Raw genomic sequence first — 13,820 nt, forward strand, 5'->3', positions numbered from 1 at the left:
AGTCACCTGCCGTTGGCCGGCGGCACACGTTCAGAACATCTCGACGGGCATGCGGTTGGTGGTCGCGCCCGCCAGGCGAATGCTTTGCGCCAGGCCTGCGGCCTGCGTCAGCACCGACTCGGCGTAGAAGCGGGCGGTGATCAGCTTGGCGGTAAAAAACGCCGGGTCGCTGTCCATCTTGTCCAGCGCGACCATCATGGCCCGGCCCATTTGCCAGCCGCACAGCACCACGCCAGCCAGCTTGAGGTAGTTCACCGCGCCGGCGTACACCGTTTTCGGCTCGCTCTTGCCGTTGGCGACGATGAAGTCAATGGTTTCTTCCAGCGCCTGCCGGCCCTGCCGCAGCGCGACTAGCATGGCGTTGCAGTCCGCGTTGTCGTGGGCGGCGAGGTCTTGCTCGGTGGTGGCGATCCGGTCGCACAGGGCCTTGGCCACGGCGCCCTTGTCGCGCAAGGTCTTGCGGCCGACGATGTCGTTGGCCTGGATGGCGGTGGTGCCTTCGTAGATGGTCAGGATGCGGGCGTCGCGGTAGTGCTGGGCGGCGCCGGTTTCCTCGATGTAGCCCATGCCGCCATGGACCTGCACGCCCAGGCTGGCCATGTCGATGGACATTTCCGTCGAAAAGCCCTTGACCACGGGAACGAGGTATTCGTACACCGCCTGGTTCTGGACCCGCGTGGCATCGTCGGCGGCGTGGTGCGCCATGTCGCTGGCGGCGGCGGCCACGTAGGCCAGGGCGCGCGCGCCCTCGATGTGGCTGCGCATGGTCAGCAGCATGCGCTTGACATCGGGATGGTTGATGATGGCGACCGGGCCGGCCGAGCCCGCCAGGTCGCGGCTCTGGGCGCGGTCATGCGCAAAACGCACCGCTTGCTGATAAGCGCGGTCGGCAATCGCAATGCCTTGCATGCCCACGGCAAAGCGCGCGGCGTTCATCATGATGAACATGTATTCGAGGCCCCGGTTTTCCTGGCCCACCAGGTAACCGACCGCGCCGCCATGGTCGCCAAACTGCAGCACGGCGGTCGGGCTGGCCTTGATGCCGAGCTTGTGCTCGATGGACACGCACCAGGCGTCGTTGCGCTCGCCCAGGCTGCCGTCGTCATTGACCATGAACTTGGGAACGACAAACAGCGAGATGCCTTTGACGCCTTCGGGCGCACCGGGCACGCGGGCCAGCACCAGATGGACTATGTTCCCGGTCATGTCGTGCTCGCCGTAGGTGATGAAAATCTTGGTGCCGAACACCTTGTAGCTGCCGTCTTCCTGCGGTTCTGCGCGTGAGCGCACGGCGGCCAGGTCGGAGCCGGCCTGCGGCTCGGTCAGGTTCATGGTGCCGGTCCACTCGCCGCTGATGAGCTTGGCGGCAAACTTGCGCTTGAGTTCGTCGCTGCCCGCGACCAGCAGCGCTTCGATGGCGCCATCGGTCAGCATCGGGCACAGCGCGAACGACAGGCTGGCGGCGTGCAGCATTTCGGCGCACGGCGTGGCGATCAGCTTGGGGAAACCCTGGCCACCAAACTCGGGCGGATGGATCACGCCTTGCCAGCCGCCTTCGGAAAACTGTTTGAACGCTTCCTTGAAGCCGGGCGTGGTGGTGACCGCGCCGTCTTTCCAGCTGCTGGGGGTTTTGTCGCCTTCCCAGTTCAGCGGGGCAACCACGCTTTCACAGAACTTGGCGGACTCTTCGAGCACCGCCTGGGCGGTGTCGATGCCGTAGTCTTCAAAGCCGGGCAGGGTGCTGACCTGGGACAGGCCGGCGAGTTCCTGCATGGCAAACAGCATGTCTTTGAGGGGGGCTTGGTAGCTCATGGTTTACTTTCTGGCGTGGAGTAATGAAGGAACGGCTCAGGCGATGGCCTGGGCGGCGGACAGGGCGGCCGCCTTGACGGCGCGCCGGGCGGACGAATCGACCTTCACCAGCGCTTCGCCATCAATGACCATGACGCCCTTGACGCTGCAGGTGGTCTGCAGCACCACCCGGCCACGCTCGGCGATGACCTCGCGCACCTTGACGGTGGCATGCACGGTGTCGCCGGGGCGCACCGGGGCCAGGAACTTCAGGTGCTGGTCCATGTAGATGGCGCCGGGGCCGGGCAAACGGTTGGCGACCGCCGCCGAGATCACGCTGGCCGACAGGAATCCGTGGGCAATGCGGCCCTTGAACGCCGTGGTGGCCGCGTACTCTTCGTTGATATGGATGGCGTTGCAGTCGCCCGACACGCCGGCAAACAGCACGATGTCGGCTTCGGTGATGGTTTTGGAAAAGGTGGCGCTCATGCCCACATGCAGGTCTTCGATGTCGTAGCCGTTCAGGTCGTTCATGTCAGTGTCTCGTCTTGTTGGTTGATTGATTGAAGGGTTGGCGCGGCCTTACCGGATCTGGCAAGTAATAACTTCCCGTCCGTCATTCCCGCGAAGGCGGGAATCCAGCAACACGGGCTGAAACACTCAAACGAGTCTGGATACCCGCCTTCGCGGGTATGACGCAGGGAAGTTATTGCTGACCGCATCCTTACATCCCGCTGTAGTTCGGCCCGCCGCCGCCCTCGGGCGTGACCCAGACGATGTTCTGGGTCGGGTCCTTGATGTCGCAGGTCTTGCAGTGCACGCAGTTCTGCGCGTTGATCTGCAGGCGGTCCGTGTTGTCCGGGTTCTTGACGAACTCATAGACGCCGGCCGGGCAGTAGCGGCTCTCGGGGCCGGCATATTTCGCCAGGTTGACGCTGACCGGAACGCTCGCGTCCTTCAGGGTCAAATGCGCGGGCTGGTGTTCCTCGTGGTTGGTGTTGCTGATGAACACCGAAGTCAGGCGGTCAAACGTGATCTTGTTGTCGGGCTTGGGATAAAGGATGGGCTGGCACTCGGATGCCGGCTTGAGCATCGCGTGGTCGGGCTGGGTGCGGTGGATCGTCCACGGCGGGCTCTTGACGCCGATTTTGGGCAGCAGCCATTGCTCGATGCCGGTCATCAAGGAGCCCACGTACACGCCCTTCTTGAACCAGGCCTTGAAGTTGCGCGCCTGGTTGAGTTCGGCGGCCAGCCAGCTTTTTTCGTACGCCTCGGGGTAGCTGCTCAGCTCGTCATGCTGGCGTCCTGAAGTCACTGCGGCATACGCCGCTTCGGCCGCGAGCATGCCGGTCTTGATCGCCGCGTGGCTGCCCTTGATGCGGCTGGCGTTCAGGTAGCCGGCCTCGCAGCCGATCAGCGCGCCGCCGGGAAACACGGTCTTGGGCAGGCTCAGCGCGCCGCCGGCCGTGATGGCCCGCGCGCCGTAGCCGATGCGCTTGCCGCCCTCCAGATACTTGCGGATCGCCGGATGCGTCTTCCAGCGCTGCATTTCCTCGAACGGGCTGAGATAAGGATTGCTGTAGTCCAGCCCGGTGACAAAGCCCAGCGTGACCTGGTTGCCCTCCAGGTGGTAGAGAAAGCCGCCGCCGTAGGTAGCGCTGTCCATCGGCCAGCCGGCGGTGTGAACGACCAGGCCGCTCTGGTGTTTGGCCGGGTCGATCTCCCAGAGTTCCTTCACGCCCAGCGCGTAGGCCTGCGGGTCTTTGCCCTCGTCGAGCTTGAAGCGGCTGATCAGCTGGCGGCCCAGGTGGCCGCGCGCGCCTTCGGCAAACACCGTGTACTTGCCGTGCAGCTCCATGCCGAGCTGGAAGTTGCCCGTGGGCTCGCCGTCCTTGCCGACACCGAGGTTGCCCGTGGCCACGCCCTTGACGGAGCCATCGTCGTTGTACAGCACCTCGGCGGCGGCAAAGCCGGGAAAGATTTCAACGCCCAGGCTTTCGGCTTGACCAGCCAGCCAGCGCGTCACGTTGCCCAGGCTGATGACGTAGTTGCCTTCGTTGTGAAAGCAGTCGGGCACGAGGAAATCAGGGGTCCGGGTGGCGCCGGTTTCGCTCAGGAACAAGACCTCGTCGCCAGTCACGGGCTGCGTCAAGGGCGCGCCGAGTGCCTTCCAGTCGGGGATCAGCTCGGTGAGCGCCCTGGGGTCCATCACCGCGCCCGAGAGGATGTGCGCGCCGGGTTCGGAGCCTTTTTCGAGCACGACGACGGACAGCTCCGTGCCTTGCTCGCTGGCCAGCTGCTTGAGGCGAATGGCCGCCGACAGCCCGCCCGGGCCGCCGCCGACCACGACCACGTCGTACTCCATCGCTTCTCGGGGGCCGTACTGGGCCAGGATTTCTGCTGGGGTCATGATTTTTAAGTAAAAAAGGCATTTTGCGCACGCTGGTAGTGCGCAAGCAGCTATTAATTCAGGAGCAAAATCGGGTTCTGAACCTGGAGGATGCGGTTTTCACGCCCGTGGGCGCGCGCCGTTCATTCCATGCTGGATGCCGAACGCATCTGCTCCCTGAGCACGAATTTCTGGATTTTTCCGGTCGAGGTTTTCGGCAGCGTGCCGAACAGCACCTGCTTGGGCACCTTGAAGCGCGCCAGCTGTGAGCGGCAGTGCTCGATGATCTCGGCCTCGGTGACCGTGGCCCCATCGCACAGTTCGAGGTAGGCGCACGGCACTTCGCCCCATTTGTCGTCGGGCTTGGCGACCACGGCCGCCACCAGCACGGCCGGGTGGCGGTACAGCACTTCCTCGACTTCGAGGCTGGAGATGTTTTCGCCGCCGGAGATGATCACGTCCTTGCTGCGGTCCTTGATCTTGACGTAGCCATCGGGGTGCAGCACCGCCAGGTCGCCGGTGTGGAACCAGCCGCCGGCAAAAGCCTCTTCGGTGGCCTGCGGGTTTTTCAGGTAGCCCTTCATCACGAGGTTGCCCCGGAAGAAAATCTCGCCCATGGTTTCGCCGTCGGCGGGAACGGGCAGCATGGTTTCGGGGTCGAGCACGGCGATGGCCTGCTGCATCGGATAAGCCACGCCCTGGCGCGCATTGAGCGCGGCGCGCTCGCCAATCGGCAGCTTGTCCCAGCCCGCCTGCTTGGCGCAGACGGCGGCCGGGCCGTACACCTCGGTCAGGCCATAGACATGCGTGATGTCGATGCCGATGCGCTCGCAGCCTTCGATGATCGCGGCCGGTGGCGCGGCGCCGGCAATCAGGCCGGCAATCGGATGCGAGATGCCGGCGCGCAGAACCTGCGGGGCATTGATCAGCAGGCCATAGACAATCGGTGCGCCGCACAGATGGGTCACGCGGTGCTCACGGATCAGCGAGAAGATCAGCGCCGGATCGACCTTGCGCAGACACACGCTGACGCCCGCCTGCAGCGCCAGCGTCCAGGGGAAGCACCAGCCGTTGCAGTGGAACATCGGCAGCGTCCACAGGTACACCGAGTGGCGCGGCATTTCCCAGGTCACCACGTTCGACACGGCATTCAGGTAGGCGCCCCGGTGGTGCGTGACCACGCCCTTGGGGTTGCCGGTGGTGCCGCTGGTGTAGTTCAGCGCGATGGCGTTCCACTCGTCGGACGGTAGGGTCCATTCGTAATGCTCGTCGCCGGTCAGCAAAAAGGCTTCGTAGTCCAGCTCGCCGAGCAAGGCGCCGCCTTCGTGCAGCGGGTCATCGACGTCAATCACCAGCGGGCGCGGGGTTTTCATCAGACCCAGCGCACGCTCGATGATGGGCGAGAACTCGCGGTCGGTCAGCAGCACTTTGGCTTCGCCGTGGTCGAGCATGAAGGCGATGGCTTCCGCATCGAGCCGGGTGTTCAGGGTGTTGAGCACCGCCCCTAGCATGGGGACGCCGAAATGCGCCTCGAACATGGGCGGCGTGTTGGGCAGCATGGCGGCCACGGTGTCGCCCACGCGCACGCCGCGCTGAGTCAGGGCACTGGCCAGGCGGCGGCATCTGGCGTAGGTCTGTGCCCAGGTAAAGCGCGTGTCGCCATGAATCAGGGACACGCGGTCGGGATAGACCCGGGCGGATCGCTCCAGAAAGCTGATCGGTGAGAGCGCGGTGTGGTTCGCGCAGTTGCGGTCCAGTCCCTGGTCGTAGGCATTCTTAGGCATGTCGGCAGTCTCCTTGTCGTGGTGGCTGCGGCAGGCTTGAAGTGCACGGGCAGCGTTTGTGCTACCGATGATGGCAGGCGACTGTTGCGCAATTTCGGGGCAAATGTATCGAATGATTGCCGCCTGCCGGCCGGTGGCGGCGGCGTCCTAGAATGCACAAATCCGCCGGAGCCCGCCTTTCATGTCATCACACCTTTCCCCCGATTCCCAGCAAATCCACTACCGGCACGAGTTGCTTCAGGCCGGGCTGGACCTGCTCGACCAGGGCTTGACGGTGATTGATGCCAACCTGAACTTCGTGGCCTGGAACAAGGCCTTTTTGCGCCTGCTGGACTTCCCTGAAAGCATGGCGTTTGTCGGCGCCACCTTCGAGTCCTTCATGCGCTACAACGCCGAACGCGGCGAATACGGGCCGGGCGACGTGGAAGAACTGGTGGCCGAGCGCATGCGCCTGGCGCGCCATTTCACGCCGCACTACACCGAGCGCGACCGGCCGGACGGGCAGATTCTGGCGGTGCGCGGCGAGCCCTTGCCGCACAACGGTTTTGTCACGCTGTACACCGACATCACCGCCAGCCGCCGTTACGAGCAGCAGATCCAGCAGCAGAACACCGAGCTGGAGCAGCGGGTGGCCGAGCGCACCCATGAACTGCAGGCCACCAACCGGCGCCTGATCGTGGCCGACGACGCCAACCAGCGCATCACCGAGGCATTGCGGCGCAGCGAGGAAAACCTGCGCCTGATCACCGACACCGTGCCCGCGTTGATTGGCTACTTTGACCGCCAGGAGATCTACCGCTACGTCAACAAAGGCTACGCCGACTGGTTTGGCGCCGCCAAGGAGGGCATGCTGGGCCACTCCATTCGCGACGTGGTCGGCGACGAGGTCTATACCGATATTTCAAAGCATGTGCATCTGGCGCTGAAGGGCCAGCGCGTCAGCTATGAGTACGCCATGCGCCGCCCCGGCGGACGGGTGGTGTATGCGCGCAGCGAACTCGTGCCCGAGCTGGACGCCAAGGGCCGCGTGGCCGGGTGTTTTGTGCTGTCCGTCAACATCACCGACCTCAAGAATGCCCAGGCCGCGCTGGTGCATGCGCAAAAAATGGAGGCTGTCGGGCAGCTGACCGGCGGGCTGGCGCACGATTTCAACAACCTGCTGACGGTCGTGATCGGCAACCTGGTCAGCCTGCATGAGCGCTACCCCGACGACCCGGACATTGGCGAGTATGTAGCGCCTGCGCTGAAAGCCTCGCGCCGGGGTGCGTCCCTGATCAAGCGGCTGCTGGCATTTGCCCGCAAGCAGCCGCTGTCGCTGCGGTCCGTGAACATCGCCGAACTGGTCAGCGAAAGCATGATCCTGCTCAAGCGCACCTTGCCGGCGAACATCACCGTGAGCGCCACGCCGATGAACGAAGCCGTGCATGCCATCACCGACGTGCAGCAGCTTGAAAATGCCTTGCTCAACCTCGCGCTGAACGCGCGCGACGCCATGCCGGAGGGGGGAGAGTTGACCATCGGGGCAAGCTGCGTGGAGCTGGGCCTGGCGCAGGCGGCGGATTTTGACGTGGTCCCCGGTTGCTACGTGGCCCTGAGCGTGTCCGACACCGGCACCGGCATGGATGCCGCCACGCAGGCGCGCGCCTCCGAGCCTTTTTTCACCACCAAGCGCTTTGGCTCAGGAAGCGGCCTGGGGCTGTCGATGGTGTATGGCTTCGCCAAGCAGTCCGGTGGCGGCATACGCATCCAGAGTGCATTGGGCGAAGGCTGCGTGGTCACGCTGGTGTTGCCCTGCGTGGACAACGAGCTTGAGGACGAGCCGCCGCCGGACCTGCACCACCGCTTAGCCCGGCAGGGCGCGCAGCGCCCGCTGGTGCTGCTGGTGGAAGACGACCCCGACGTGCGCCGGGTGATCCGGCTGCAACTGGTTGGCCTGGGTTATCCGGTGATCGAAGCGGACCATGCGGCCGATGCCTTGCTGCTGCTGACCAGCGTGCCCACCGTGGGCATCCTGGTGTCTGACGTGGTGATGCCTGGTGGCATGGACGGACGGGCCTTGTGCGTGGCGGCCAGCCAGCGTGCGCCGCATGTGAAGGCTTTGCTGATCAGCGGCTACTCCGACGGCGAAGCGGCCTCGGCCAGGGAGGCTGCCGGGTTTGCGCTGCTGAAAAAACCGTTCACCGCCGCCGAGTTGCAGCATGCGCTCGATGGCTTGACGGCATGACTGCCAGCATGTTTCGCCAGCCGGAGGGGCCGCGCTGCATCTATCTGCTGGACGACGACCCGGATATTTGCCGCCTGGTCAGCAGCACGCTGCGGGAGTTTGGCTTTGAGACTTTTGAATGCCACAGCGCCATGGAGCTGCGCCGCCTCTTGCTGGCGCGCGTGCCTGACCTGTGCATCGTGGACCTGGGCTTGCCCGATGCCGATGGCATGGACGTGGTGCGTGAGCTGCAGGCGCGCTACGCCTGCGGCGTGATGGTGCTGACCGGGCGCGGTTACCTCAGCGACCGGGTCATGGGACTGGAGCTGGGGGCCGACGACTATGTGGTCAAGCCGTTCGAGCCGCGTGAACTGGTGGCCCGCGTGCGCAGCATATTGCGGCGCCGGGACAAGGCACCCGGCGCGTCGATGCAGCCGGAAATGCGCTCGCAGCTGGCCGAGTTCGGCGGCTGGCGTTTTCGTGCCGACTGCAACCTGCTGTCGTCGCCGGGCGGCCAGGAGTGGACGCTCAGCGCCGGCGAGTCGCGCATGCTGCTGCAGTTCCTGCAGCGGCCCAACCGGATTCTTGACCGCGAGCAACTGTGCGGCGACCGCGATCTTTCTGCCCTTGACCGAAGCGTCGATGTGCGGGTGTCCAGGCTGCGGCGCAAGCTCGAATCAGACCCCCAGCACCCCACGACCATTCGCACGGTGTATGGCGCAGGCTATTTGCTGGCGGCCGAGGTCAGGTGGCTGTAGGACCGAACCCACGCCTCTTTGCGCTCTGCACCGCTATGCCTGACGAGCCGGGCTGATTACGATGGGTTTATCACTAACCCGAATTCAAGGATTCATCATGAACACCGATCAAGTCAAGGGCGCCCTCAAGGAAGCCGCAGGCAAGGTCCAGTCCAAGACTGGCGAGTTGATTGACAGCCCCGAACAGCAGGCCAAGGGCATGGTCAAGCAGGTCGAAGGCAAAACCCAGAAAAATCTGGGCGACGCCAAGGAAGTCCTGAAAGACGCTGTCGATAAAATCTAAGACGGTTTGAAGAAACCTGCATCAAAGCGGCCGGTCCAGTACCGGCCGCTTTTTTGTTGCCTGTTGAAAGGCGTGAATCAGGATGCTTCCGGTGCAAAAAACTTCAAGGCGCTGTCCAGCTGGTTTTCGGTGATTCCTGCAACCGTTGCCAATTTGTCGTGCAGGCCGGCCAGCGCGGCCGAACCCTCTTTTTGCAACCGGCCAATGACGAGGGCAGCTTCCCGGGGTGAATCGAAGCCCTGGCTTTGCAGCAGCAACTGCGCTTCGGCATCGAGCAGCTTGAAATAAAACCGGCCGTCTTTTTCGCGGTATTGCTTGAAGGCCGGAGCCGCCGTTTTGGCCGCCTTGCCCTTGGCGGCAGCCGGGGCCGCAGACCCCAGGTTGCGCAGGCCCACCGCGCGCCGCAGCTCGCCCATGAACGGCGTTGCCACCGCCCGTGCTTTTTCCGCGCCGGCCTGAAGCAGCGCTTCGATTTTTTGGGGATGGCTGATCAGCGCCTGGTACTGCTCGCGCATCGGCGCGACTTCCTGGTCGATGCGCTCGAACAGCATCTGCTTGGCATCGCCCCAGCCAATGCCGTCGGCATAGGCCTGGCGCAGACCAGCGGTTTCTGGCTCGCTGGCAAAGGCCTGATAAATCTGGAACAGCGCCGAACCTTCGGTGTCCTTGGCCTCGCCAGGCGCGCGCGAGTCGGTCACGATGCCGGCGATCAGCTTGCGCAACTGCTCGCGCGGGGTGAACAGCGGAATCGTGTTGTCGTAGCTCTTGCTCATCTTGCGCCCGTCCAGGCCGGGCAGCAGGGCGACGGATTCCTCGATCTGGGCTTCGGGCAGCACCAGATGCTCGCCGTAGAGGTGGTTGAAGCGCTGGGCCATGTCGCGCGCCATCTCGATGTGCTGGATCTGGTCGCGCCCGACCGGCACCTTGTGCGCCTTGAACATCAGAATGTCGGCACCCATGAGCACCGGGTACATGAACAGGCCGGCAGTGACATCGGCGTCCGGGTCGTTGCCGGCGGCTTCGTTTTTATCGACCGAAGCCTTGTAGGCGTGGGCGCGATTCAGCACGCCCTTGCCGGTCACGCAGGTCAGCAGCCAGGTGAGTTCGGTGATTTCAGAAATGTCGGACTGGCGGTAGAACATGACGCGCTCCGGGTCCAGTCCGGCGGCCAGCCAGCTGGCGGCGATTTCCAGCGTCGAACGCTGGATGCGCACCGGGTCATCGCATTTGATCAGGGCGTGGTAGTCGGCCAGAAAATAAAAACTCTGCACGTCGGGCAGGCGGCTGGCGGCCACCGAAGGGCGGATGGAGCCGACAAAGTTGCCCAGATGCGGCGTTCCGGTGGTGGTGATGCCGGTCAGGAAACGCTGCGGCGATGGGGAAGCGGTGGAATTCATGCGAAGGATGCCGGCTGATAAAAGATATAAAAACTAGCCCAGCAGGTACGCCAGGGGAGAAATCAGGAGATTGATCAAGGCGTAGCCCAGGGTCATGAGCGGGCGCAGCCACAAGGCGCCGACCACGCCGGCAATCACCAGGCCCATGACGATGAAAAAGCCCCAGGGTTCAATGCGCGACACCATTTGCGCCTGCTTCCAGGGCAGCAGGCCCACCAGGATGCGGCCGCCGTCCAGCGGCGGCAGCGGAAACAGGTTGAAGGCCCACATCACCAGGTTGACCAGAATCCCGGCCTGCGCCATCTTGACGAAGAACGGTTCCTGCACGTTCATGGCCGCCAGCGCCACCAGCATTAGCGCCCAGACAATAGCCTGGGCAAAATTGGAAGCCGGGCCGGCCAGCGCCACCCAGACCATGTCGCGCTTGGGATTGCGCAGCGCGCCGAAGTTGACCGGAACCGGTTTCGCATAGCCGAACAGGAAGGCCCCCGAGGTGGCGAAATACAGCAGCAGCGGCATGGCGATGGTGCCTATCGGGTCGATGTGCTTGAGCGGGTTCAGCGTCAGCCTGCCCTCCAGATAAGCCGTGTTATCGCCAAAATAGCGGGCCACATAGCCGTGTGCTGCCTCATGCACCGTGATGGCGAACAGCACGGGAAGCGCATACAGGGCGATGGTTTGAATCAGGTTGGCAGTGTCCATGCCCGGATTGTCTCAGACGCGCAAGCCGGCGCTTTACAGCCCGAGCGCGGCCAGCTCGCCCCGGCCCTGCCGGATGACGACCGGCTCGCCGCCGTCCGCCATCGTTGTCAGGTCAACCACGGTCGTGGGTTCCTTGTGGCAGGCGCCGGCGTCGATGATGGCCGCCAGTTCATGCTCCAGCGGGCCGGTGATGTCCTGGGGGTCGCTGATGGATTCGGTTTCGCCGCGCGGAATCAGGGTGGTGGCCAGCAAGGGTCCGCCATGGAGTTCAAGCAGGGCCTGCAGCGTCTTGTGGTCCGGAACGCGCAGGCCAATGGTCTTGCGCGACGGATGGCTGAGGCGGCGCGGCACTTCCTTGCTGGCTTCGAGGATGAAGGTGTAGGGGCCGGGTGTCGCCGCCTTGATCAGGCGGAACTGCTTGTTGTCCACCCGTGCATAGTTGGCCAACTCGCTCAGGTCGCGGCACAGCAGGGTCAGGTGGTGCTTGCCGTCCACGCCGCGAATCCGGCGCAGGTTGTCGGAGGCGGCCTTGTCGTCGAGCTGGCAGACCAGCGCGTAGCTCGAATCCGTCGGCACGGCGGCAATCCCGCCGCGCTGGATCAGTTCCACCGCCTGAGCGAGCAGGCGGGCATGCGGATTGAGAGGGTGGACTTCAAATAACTGGGCCATGGCAAACCTTTCAGGATTCAGCTGCTTGAATGATGACCCGGCTTTCGCGCACCGCCAGCCAGGCGCCGGTTGCGCCGCACGCCGTGATCATGCACATGCCAAGCAGCGACAGCTCATCGGGAACATGTGAAAACGCCAGCCAGCCGCCCAGCATGGCAAAGCCGATCTGCGCATAAAGAAAGGGCGTGAGGGTCGAGACGGGCGCGCGCGCATAGGCCAGGATCATCATGAAATGGCCAACGGTGCCCATGAAGCCCATCAGTGCCAGGCCGGCCCAGAGCGTCCACGAATCCAGCGCGGTCCAGACAAAGGGCAGCGCCAGCGACGCCAGCAGCATGCCGACCCAGCCGCTGTAGAAATGCATGGTGACCGGGTCTTCGGTCCGCGCCAGCCGGCTGGTCAGGATCTGGAACCAGGCGTGTGAAATCACCAGGCCCAGCGGCAGCAGCATGGCCCAGCTGAATTGTTCGCCGCCTGGCCGGATGATGATGAGCGTGCCCACGAAGCCGCCAATCACCAGCGCCCAGCGCAGAACCGAGACCCGTTCGCCCAGCGTGAGCGAAGCCAGCAGCGTGATGACCAGCGGTGTGATCATCACGATGGCCGTGAATTCGCCCACCGGCATGTGCTTGAGGCTGAAAAATGCAAAAACGCTGGTGGCCAGCAGCAGCAGGCCGCGCAGGCACTGGAACTTCGGATGCGCGGTTCGCAGAAGGCTCCAGCCGCGCGAAGGCAGCATGGCCACGGTGGTGGCAATGGCCTGGAACGCATAGCGAAACCACAGCGCCATCAGCACCGGAACGCTCAGCGAGATGATTTTGGTGGTGGTGTCGAGTACCGCAAAGCAGGCAACGGCCGCCACCAGAAGTGCAATCCCCGCCAGCGTGTTCGGAGCGGTTCTGGCCGGGCCGCTCATGCCTGGATGCGATCTGCCAGCAACTCCCACACCGGCGTCAGGTCGCCCGGCAGGAAGGGCAGGGCACCCAGGTCGGTGTGGCTTTCGTCGGGGCTGTGAAAGTCGCTGCCGCGCGAGGCTGCCAGGCCGAACTCCTTGGCGGTTTCGGCGTATTTCACGAATTCCTGCTTGGTATGGCTGCCGGTGACCACTTCAACGCCGCGTCCGCCGTGCGCCTTGAATTCGGTGAACAGTGCGTATTCCTCGTTAGCCGAGAAGTTGTAGCGGCCCGGATGCGCAATGACGGCGATGCCCTGCGCCTGGGTGATCCAGGTGACGGCATCCTTCAAGGTGGCCCAGCGGTGCGGCACATAGCCGGGCTTGCCTTCGGTCAGGTATTTGCGAAAGACTTCATTGGTTTCCTTGCAGACGCCGGACTCCACCAGGAAGCGGGCAAAGTGGGTACGCGAGATCAGTTCGGGATTGCCGACAAATTTCAGGGCGCCTTCAAAAGCGCCGTGGATGCCGACCTTGGCCAGCGAATCGGACATTTCCATGGCCCGCTGCTCGCGGCCGTTGCGGGTGTTGTGCAGGCCCTGCTTCAGGGCTGCATCGTCAGGATCAAAACCCAGTCCCACGATGTGAACGGTTTCGCCGGCAAAGGTCACGGAAATCTCGGTGCCGGTGAGGTAGGCCATGCCTTGCGCCTTCGCTGCCGCTGCCGCCCGGTGCTGGCCGCCGATTTCATCATGGTCGGTCAGCGCCCACAACTCGACGCCGTTGTTCTTGGCGCGCTCCGCCAGTGCTTCAGGGGTCAGGGTGCCGTCGGATACAACCGAATGGCAATGCAGGTCGGCGTTCAGGATGTTTTGAGGTTTCACGGAACGATTTTAGGCTTTCTGACCCGGCGGCGCTGCGGCTGGCGGTATGCCCCTGACGGCGCCGGGCG

At 64.1% G+C, this 13,820-nt stretch carries 12 protein-coding genes; 3 read left to right on the top strand and 9 right to left on the bottom strand.

Annotated elements, in window-relative coordinates:
* Positions 1–30 precede the first annotated feature (30 nt).
* From ABLV49_RS04460 to ABLV49_RS04475, 4 genes are all read right to left on the bottom strand, one after another.
* On the bottom strand, positions 31–1,812 hold the full coding sequence (locus ABLV49_RS04460) for an acyl-CoA dehydrogenase (protein ID WP_349280381.1): 1,782 nt from the start codon (positions 1,810–1,812) through the stop codon (positions 31–33).
* Between the two features lie 36 nt (positions 1,813–1,848).
* Entirely contained in the window at positions 1,849–2,325 is a 477-nt protein-coding gene (locus ABLV49_RS04465) for a MaoC family dehydratase (RefSeq protein WP_349280382.1), read from the bottom strand.
* A 190-nt stretch (positions 2,326–2,515) separates the two neighbouring features.
* Complete coding sequence (locus ABLV49_RS04470) at positions 2,516–4,201, bottom strand: electron transfer flavoprotein-ubiquinone oxidoreductase (RefSeq protein WP_349280383.1); 1,686 nt, start codon at positions 4,199–4,201, stop codon at positions 2,516–2,518.
* A 122-nt stretch (positions 4,202–4,323) separates the two neighbouring features.
* Positions 4,324–5,964 (bottom strand): acyl-CoA synthetase, encoded by a 1,641-nt coding sequence (locus tag ABLV49_RS04475; protein WP_349280384.1) that lies wholly within the window; start codon positions 5,962–5,964, stop codon positions 4,324–4,326.
* Positions 5,965–6,145: 181 nt separating this feature from the next.
* Here ABLV49_RS04475 and ABLV49_RS04480 point away from each other — a divergent pair, with 181 nt between their 5' ends.
* The 3 genes from ABLV49_RS04480 (at position 6,146) to ABLV49_RS04490 (ending at position 9,208) form a co-directional block, all read left to right on the top strand.
* On the top strand, positions 6,146–8,188 hold the full coding sequence (locus ABLV49_RS04480) for a PAS-domain containing protein (RefSeq protein ID WP_349280385.1): 2,043 nt from the start codon (positions 6,146–6,148) through the stop codon (positions 8,186–8,188).
* The gene (locus tag ABLV49_RS04485) at positions 8,185–8,925 is read left to right on the top strand and encodes a response regulator transcription factor (RefSeq protein ID WP_011802649.1); all 741 of its coding nucleotides are present in this window, start codon (positions 8,185–8,187) and stop codon (positions 8,923–8,925) included. The genes ABLV49_RS04480 and ABLV49_RS04485 overlap by 4 nt, the downstream gene beginning before the upstream one ends.
* A gap of 97 nt (positions 8,926–9,022) precedes the next feature.
* Entirely contained in the window at positions 9,023–9,208 is a 186-nt protein-coding gene (locus tag ABLV49_RS04490; RefSeq protein ID WP_011802648.1) for a CsbD family protein, read from the top strand.
* 77 nt (positions 9,209–9,285) lie between these two features.
* On the opposite strand, the gene ABLV49_RS04495 is transcribed toward ABLV49_RS04490, so the two are convergent.
* The 5 genes from ABLV49_RS04495 to ABLV49_RS04515 are packed head-to-tail and all read right to left on the bottom strand — an operon-like array spanning position 9,286 to position 13,752.
* Positions 9,286–10,605 (bottom strand): tryptophan--tRNA ligase, encoded by a 1,320-nt coding sequence (locus tag ABLV49_RS04495; protein ID WP_349280386.1) that lies wholly within the window; start codon positions 10,603–10,605, stop codon positions 9,286–9,288.
* A 33-nt stretch (positions 10,606–10,638) separates the two neighbouring features.
* Positions 10,639–11,307 carry a site-2 protease family protein gene (locus ABLV49_RS04500; RefSeq protein ID WP_349280387.1) on the bottom strand — a complete coding sequence of 223 codons (669 nt, stop codon included), beginning with the start codon at positions 11,305–11,307 and terminating at the stop codon, positions 10,639–10,641.
* A gap of 33 nt (positions 11,308–11,340) precedes the next feature.
* Positions 11,341–11,976, bottom strand: coding sequence for an L-threonylcarbamoyladenylate synthase (locus ABLV49_RS04505; RefSeq protein ID WP_349280388.1), 636 nt, complete (start codon positions 11,974–11,976; stop codon positions 11,341–11,343).
* A 10-nt stretch (positions 11,977–11,986) separates the two neighbouring features.
* Complete coding sequence (locus ABLV49_RS04510; RefSeq protein ID WP_349280389.1) at positions 11,987–12,892, bottom strand: DMT family transporter; 906 nt, start codon at positions 12,890–12,892, stop codon at positions 11,987–11,989.
* Positions 12,889–13,752, bottom strand: coding sequence for a 3',5'-nucleoside bisphosphate phosphatase (locus ABLV49_RS04515; protein WP_349280390.1), 864 nt, complete (start codon positions 13,750–13,752; stop codon positions 12,889–12,891). The genes ABLV49_RS04510 and ABLV49_RS04515 overlap by 4 nt, the downstream gene beginning before the upstream one ends.
* Positions 13,753–13,820 lie beyond the last annotated feature (68 nt).

Origin of the sequence: Polaromonas hydrogenivorans (genome assembly GCF_040105105.1) — a bacterium.
Lineage (GTDB): Bacteria > Pseudomonadota > Gammaproteobacteria > Burkholderiales > Burkholderiaceae_C > Polaromonas > Polaromonas hydrogenivorans.

Excerpts from the sequence above, each read along its gene's own strand:
- ABLV49_RS04460 (WP_349280381.1), bottom strand. The coding sequence starts at position 1,812 with ATGAGCTACCAAGCCCCCCTCAAAGACATGCTGTTTGCCATGCAGGAA.
- ABLV49_RS04465 (WP_349280382.1), bottom strand. The coding sequence starts at position 2,325 with ATGAACGACCTGAACGGCTACGACATCGAAGACCTGCATGTGGGCATG.
- ABLV49_RS04470 (WP_349280383.1), bottom strand. The coding sequence starts at position 4,201 with ATGACCCCAGCAGAAATCCTGGCCCAGTACGGCCCCCGAGAAGCGATG.
- ABLV49_RS04475 (WP_349280384.1), bottom strand. The coding sequence starts at position 5,964 with ATGCCTAAGAATGCCTACGACCAGGGACTGGACCGCAACTGCGCGAAC.
- ABLV49_RS04480 (WP_349280385.1), top strand. The coding sequence starts at position 6,146 with ATGTCATCACACCTTTCCCCCGATTCCCAGCAAATCCACTACCGGCAC.
- ABLV49_RS04485 (WP_011802649.1), top strand. The coding sequence starts at position 8,185 with ATGACTGCCAGCATGTTTCGCCAGCCGGAGGGGCCGCGCTGCATCTAT.
- ABLV49_RS04490 (WP_011802648.1), top strand. The coding sequence starts at position 9,023 with ATGAACACCGATCAAGTCAAGGGCGCCCTCAAGGAAGCCGCAGGCAAG.
- ABLV49_RS04495 (WP_349280386.1), bottom strand. The coding sequence starts at position 10,605 with ATGAATTCCACCGCTTCCCCATCGCCGCAGCGTTTCCTGACCGGCATC.
- ABLV49_RS04500 (WP_349280387.1), bottom strand. The coding sequence starts at position 11,307 with ATGGACACTGCCAACCTGATTCAAACCATCGCCCTGTATGCGCTTCCC.
- ABLV49_RS04505 (WP_349280388.1), bottom strand. The coding sequence starts at position 11,976 with ATGGCCCAGTTATTTGAAGTCCACCCTCTCAATCCGCATGCCCGCCTG.
- ABLV49_RS04510 (WP_349280389.1), bottom strand. The coding sequence starts at position 12,892 with ATGAGCGGCCCGGCCAGAACCGCTCCGAACACGCTGGCGGGGATTGCA.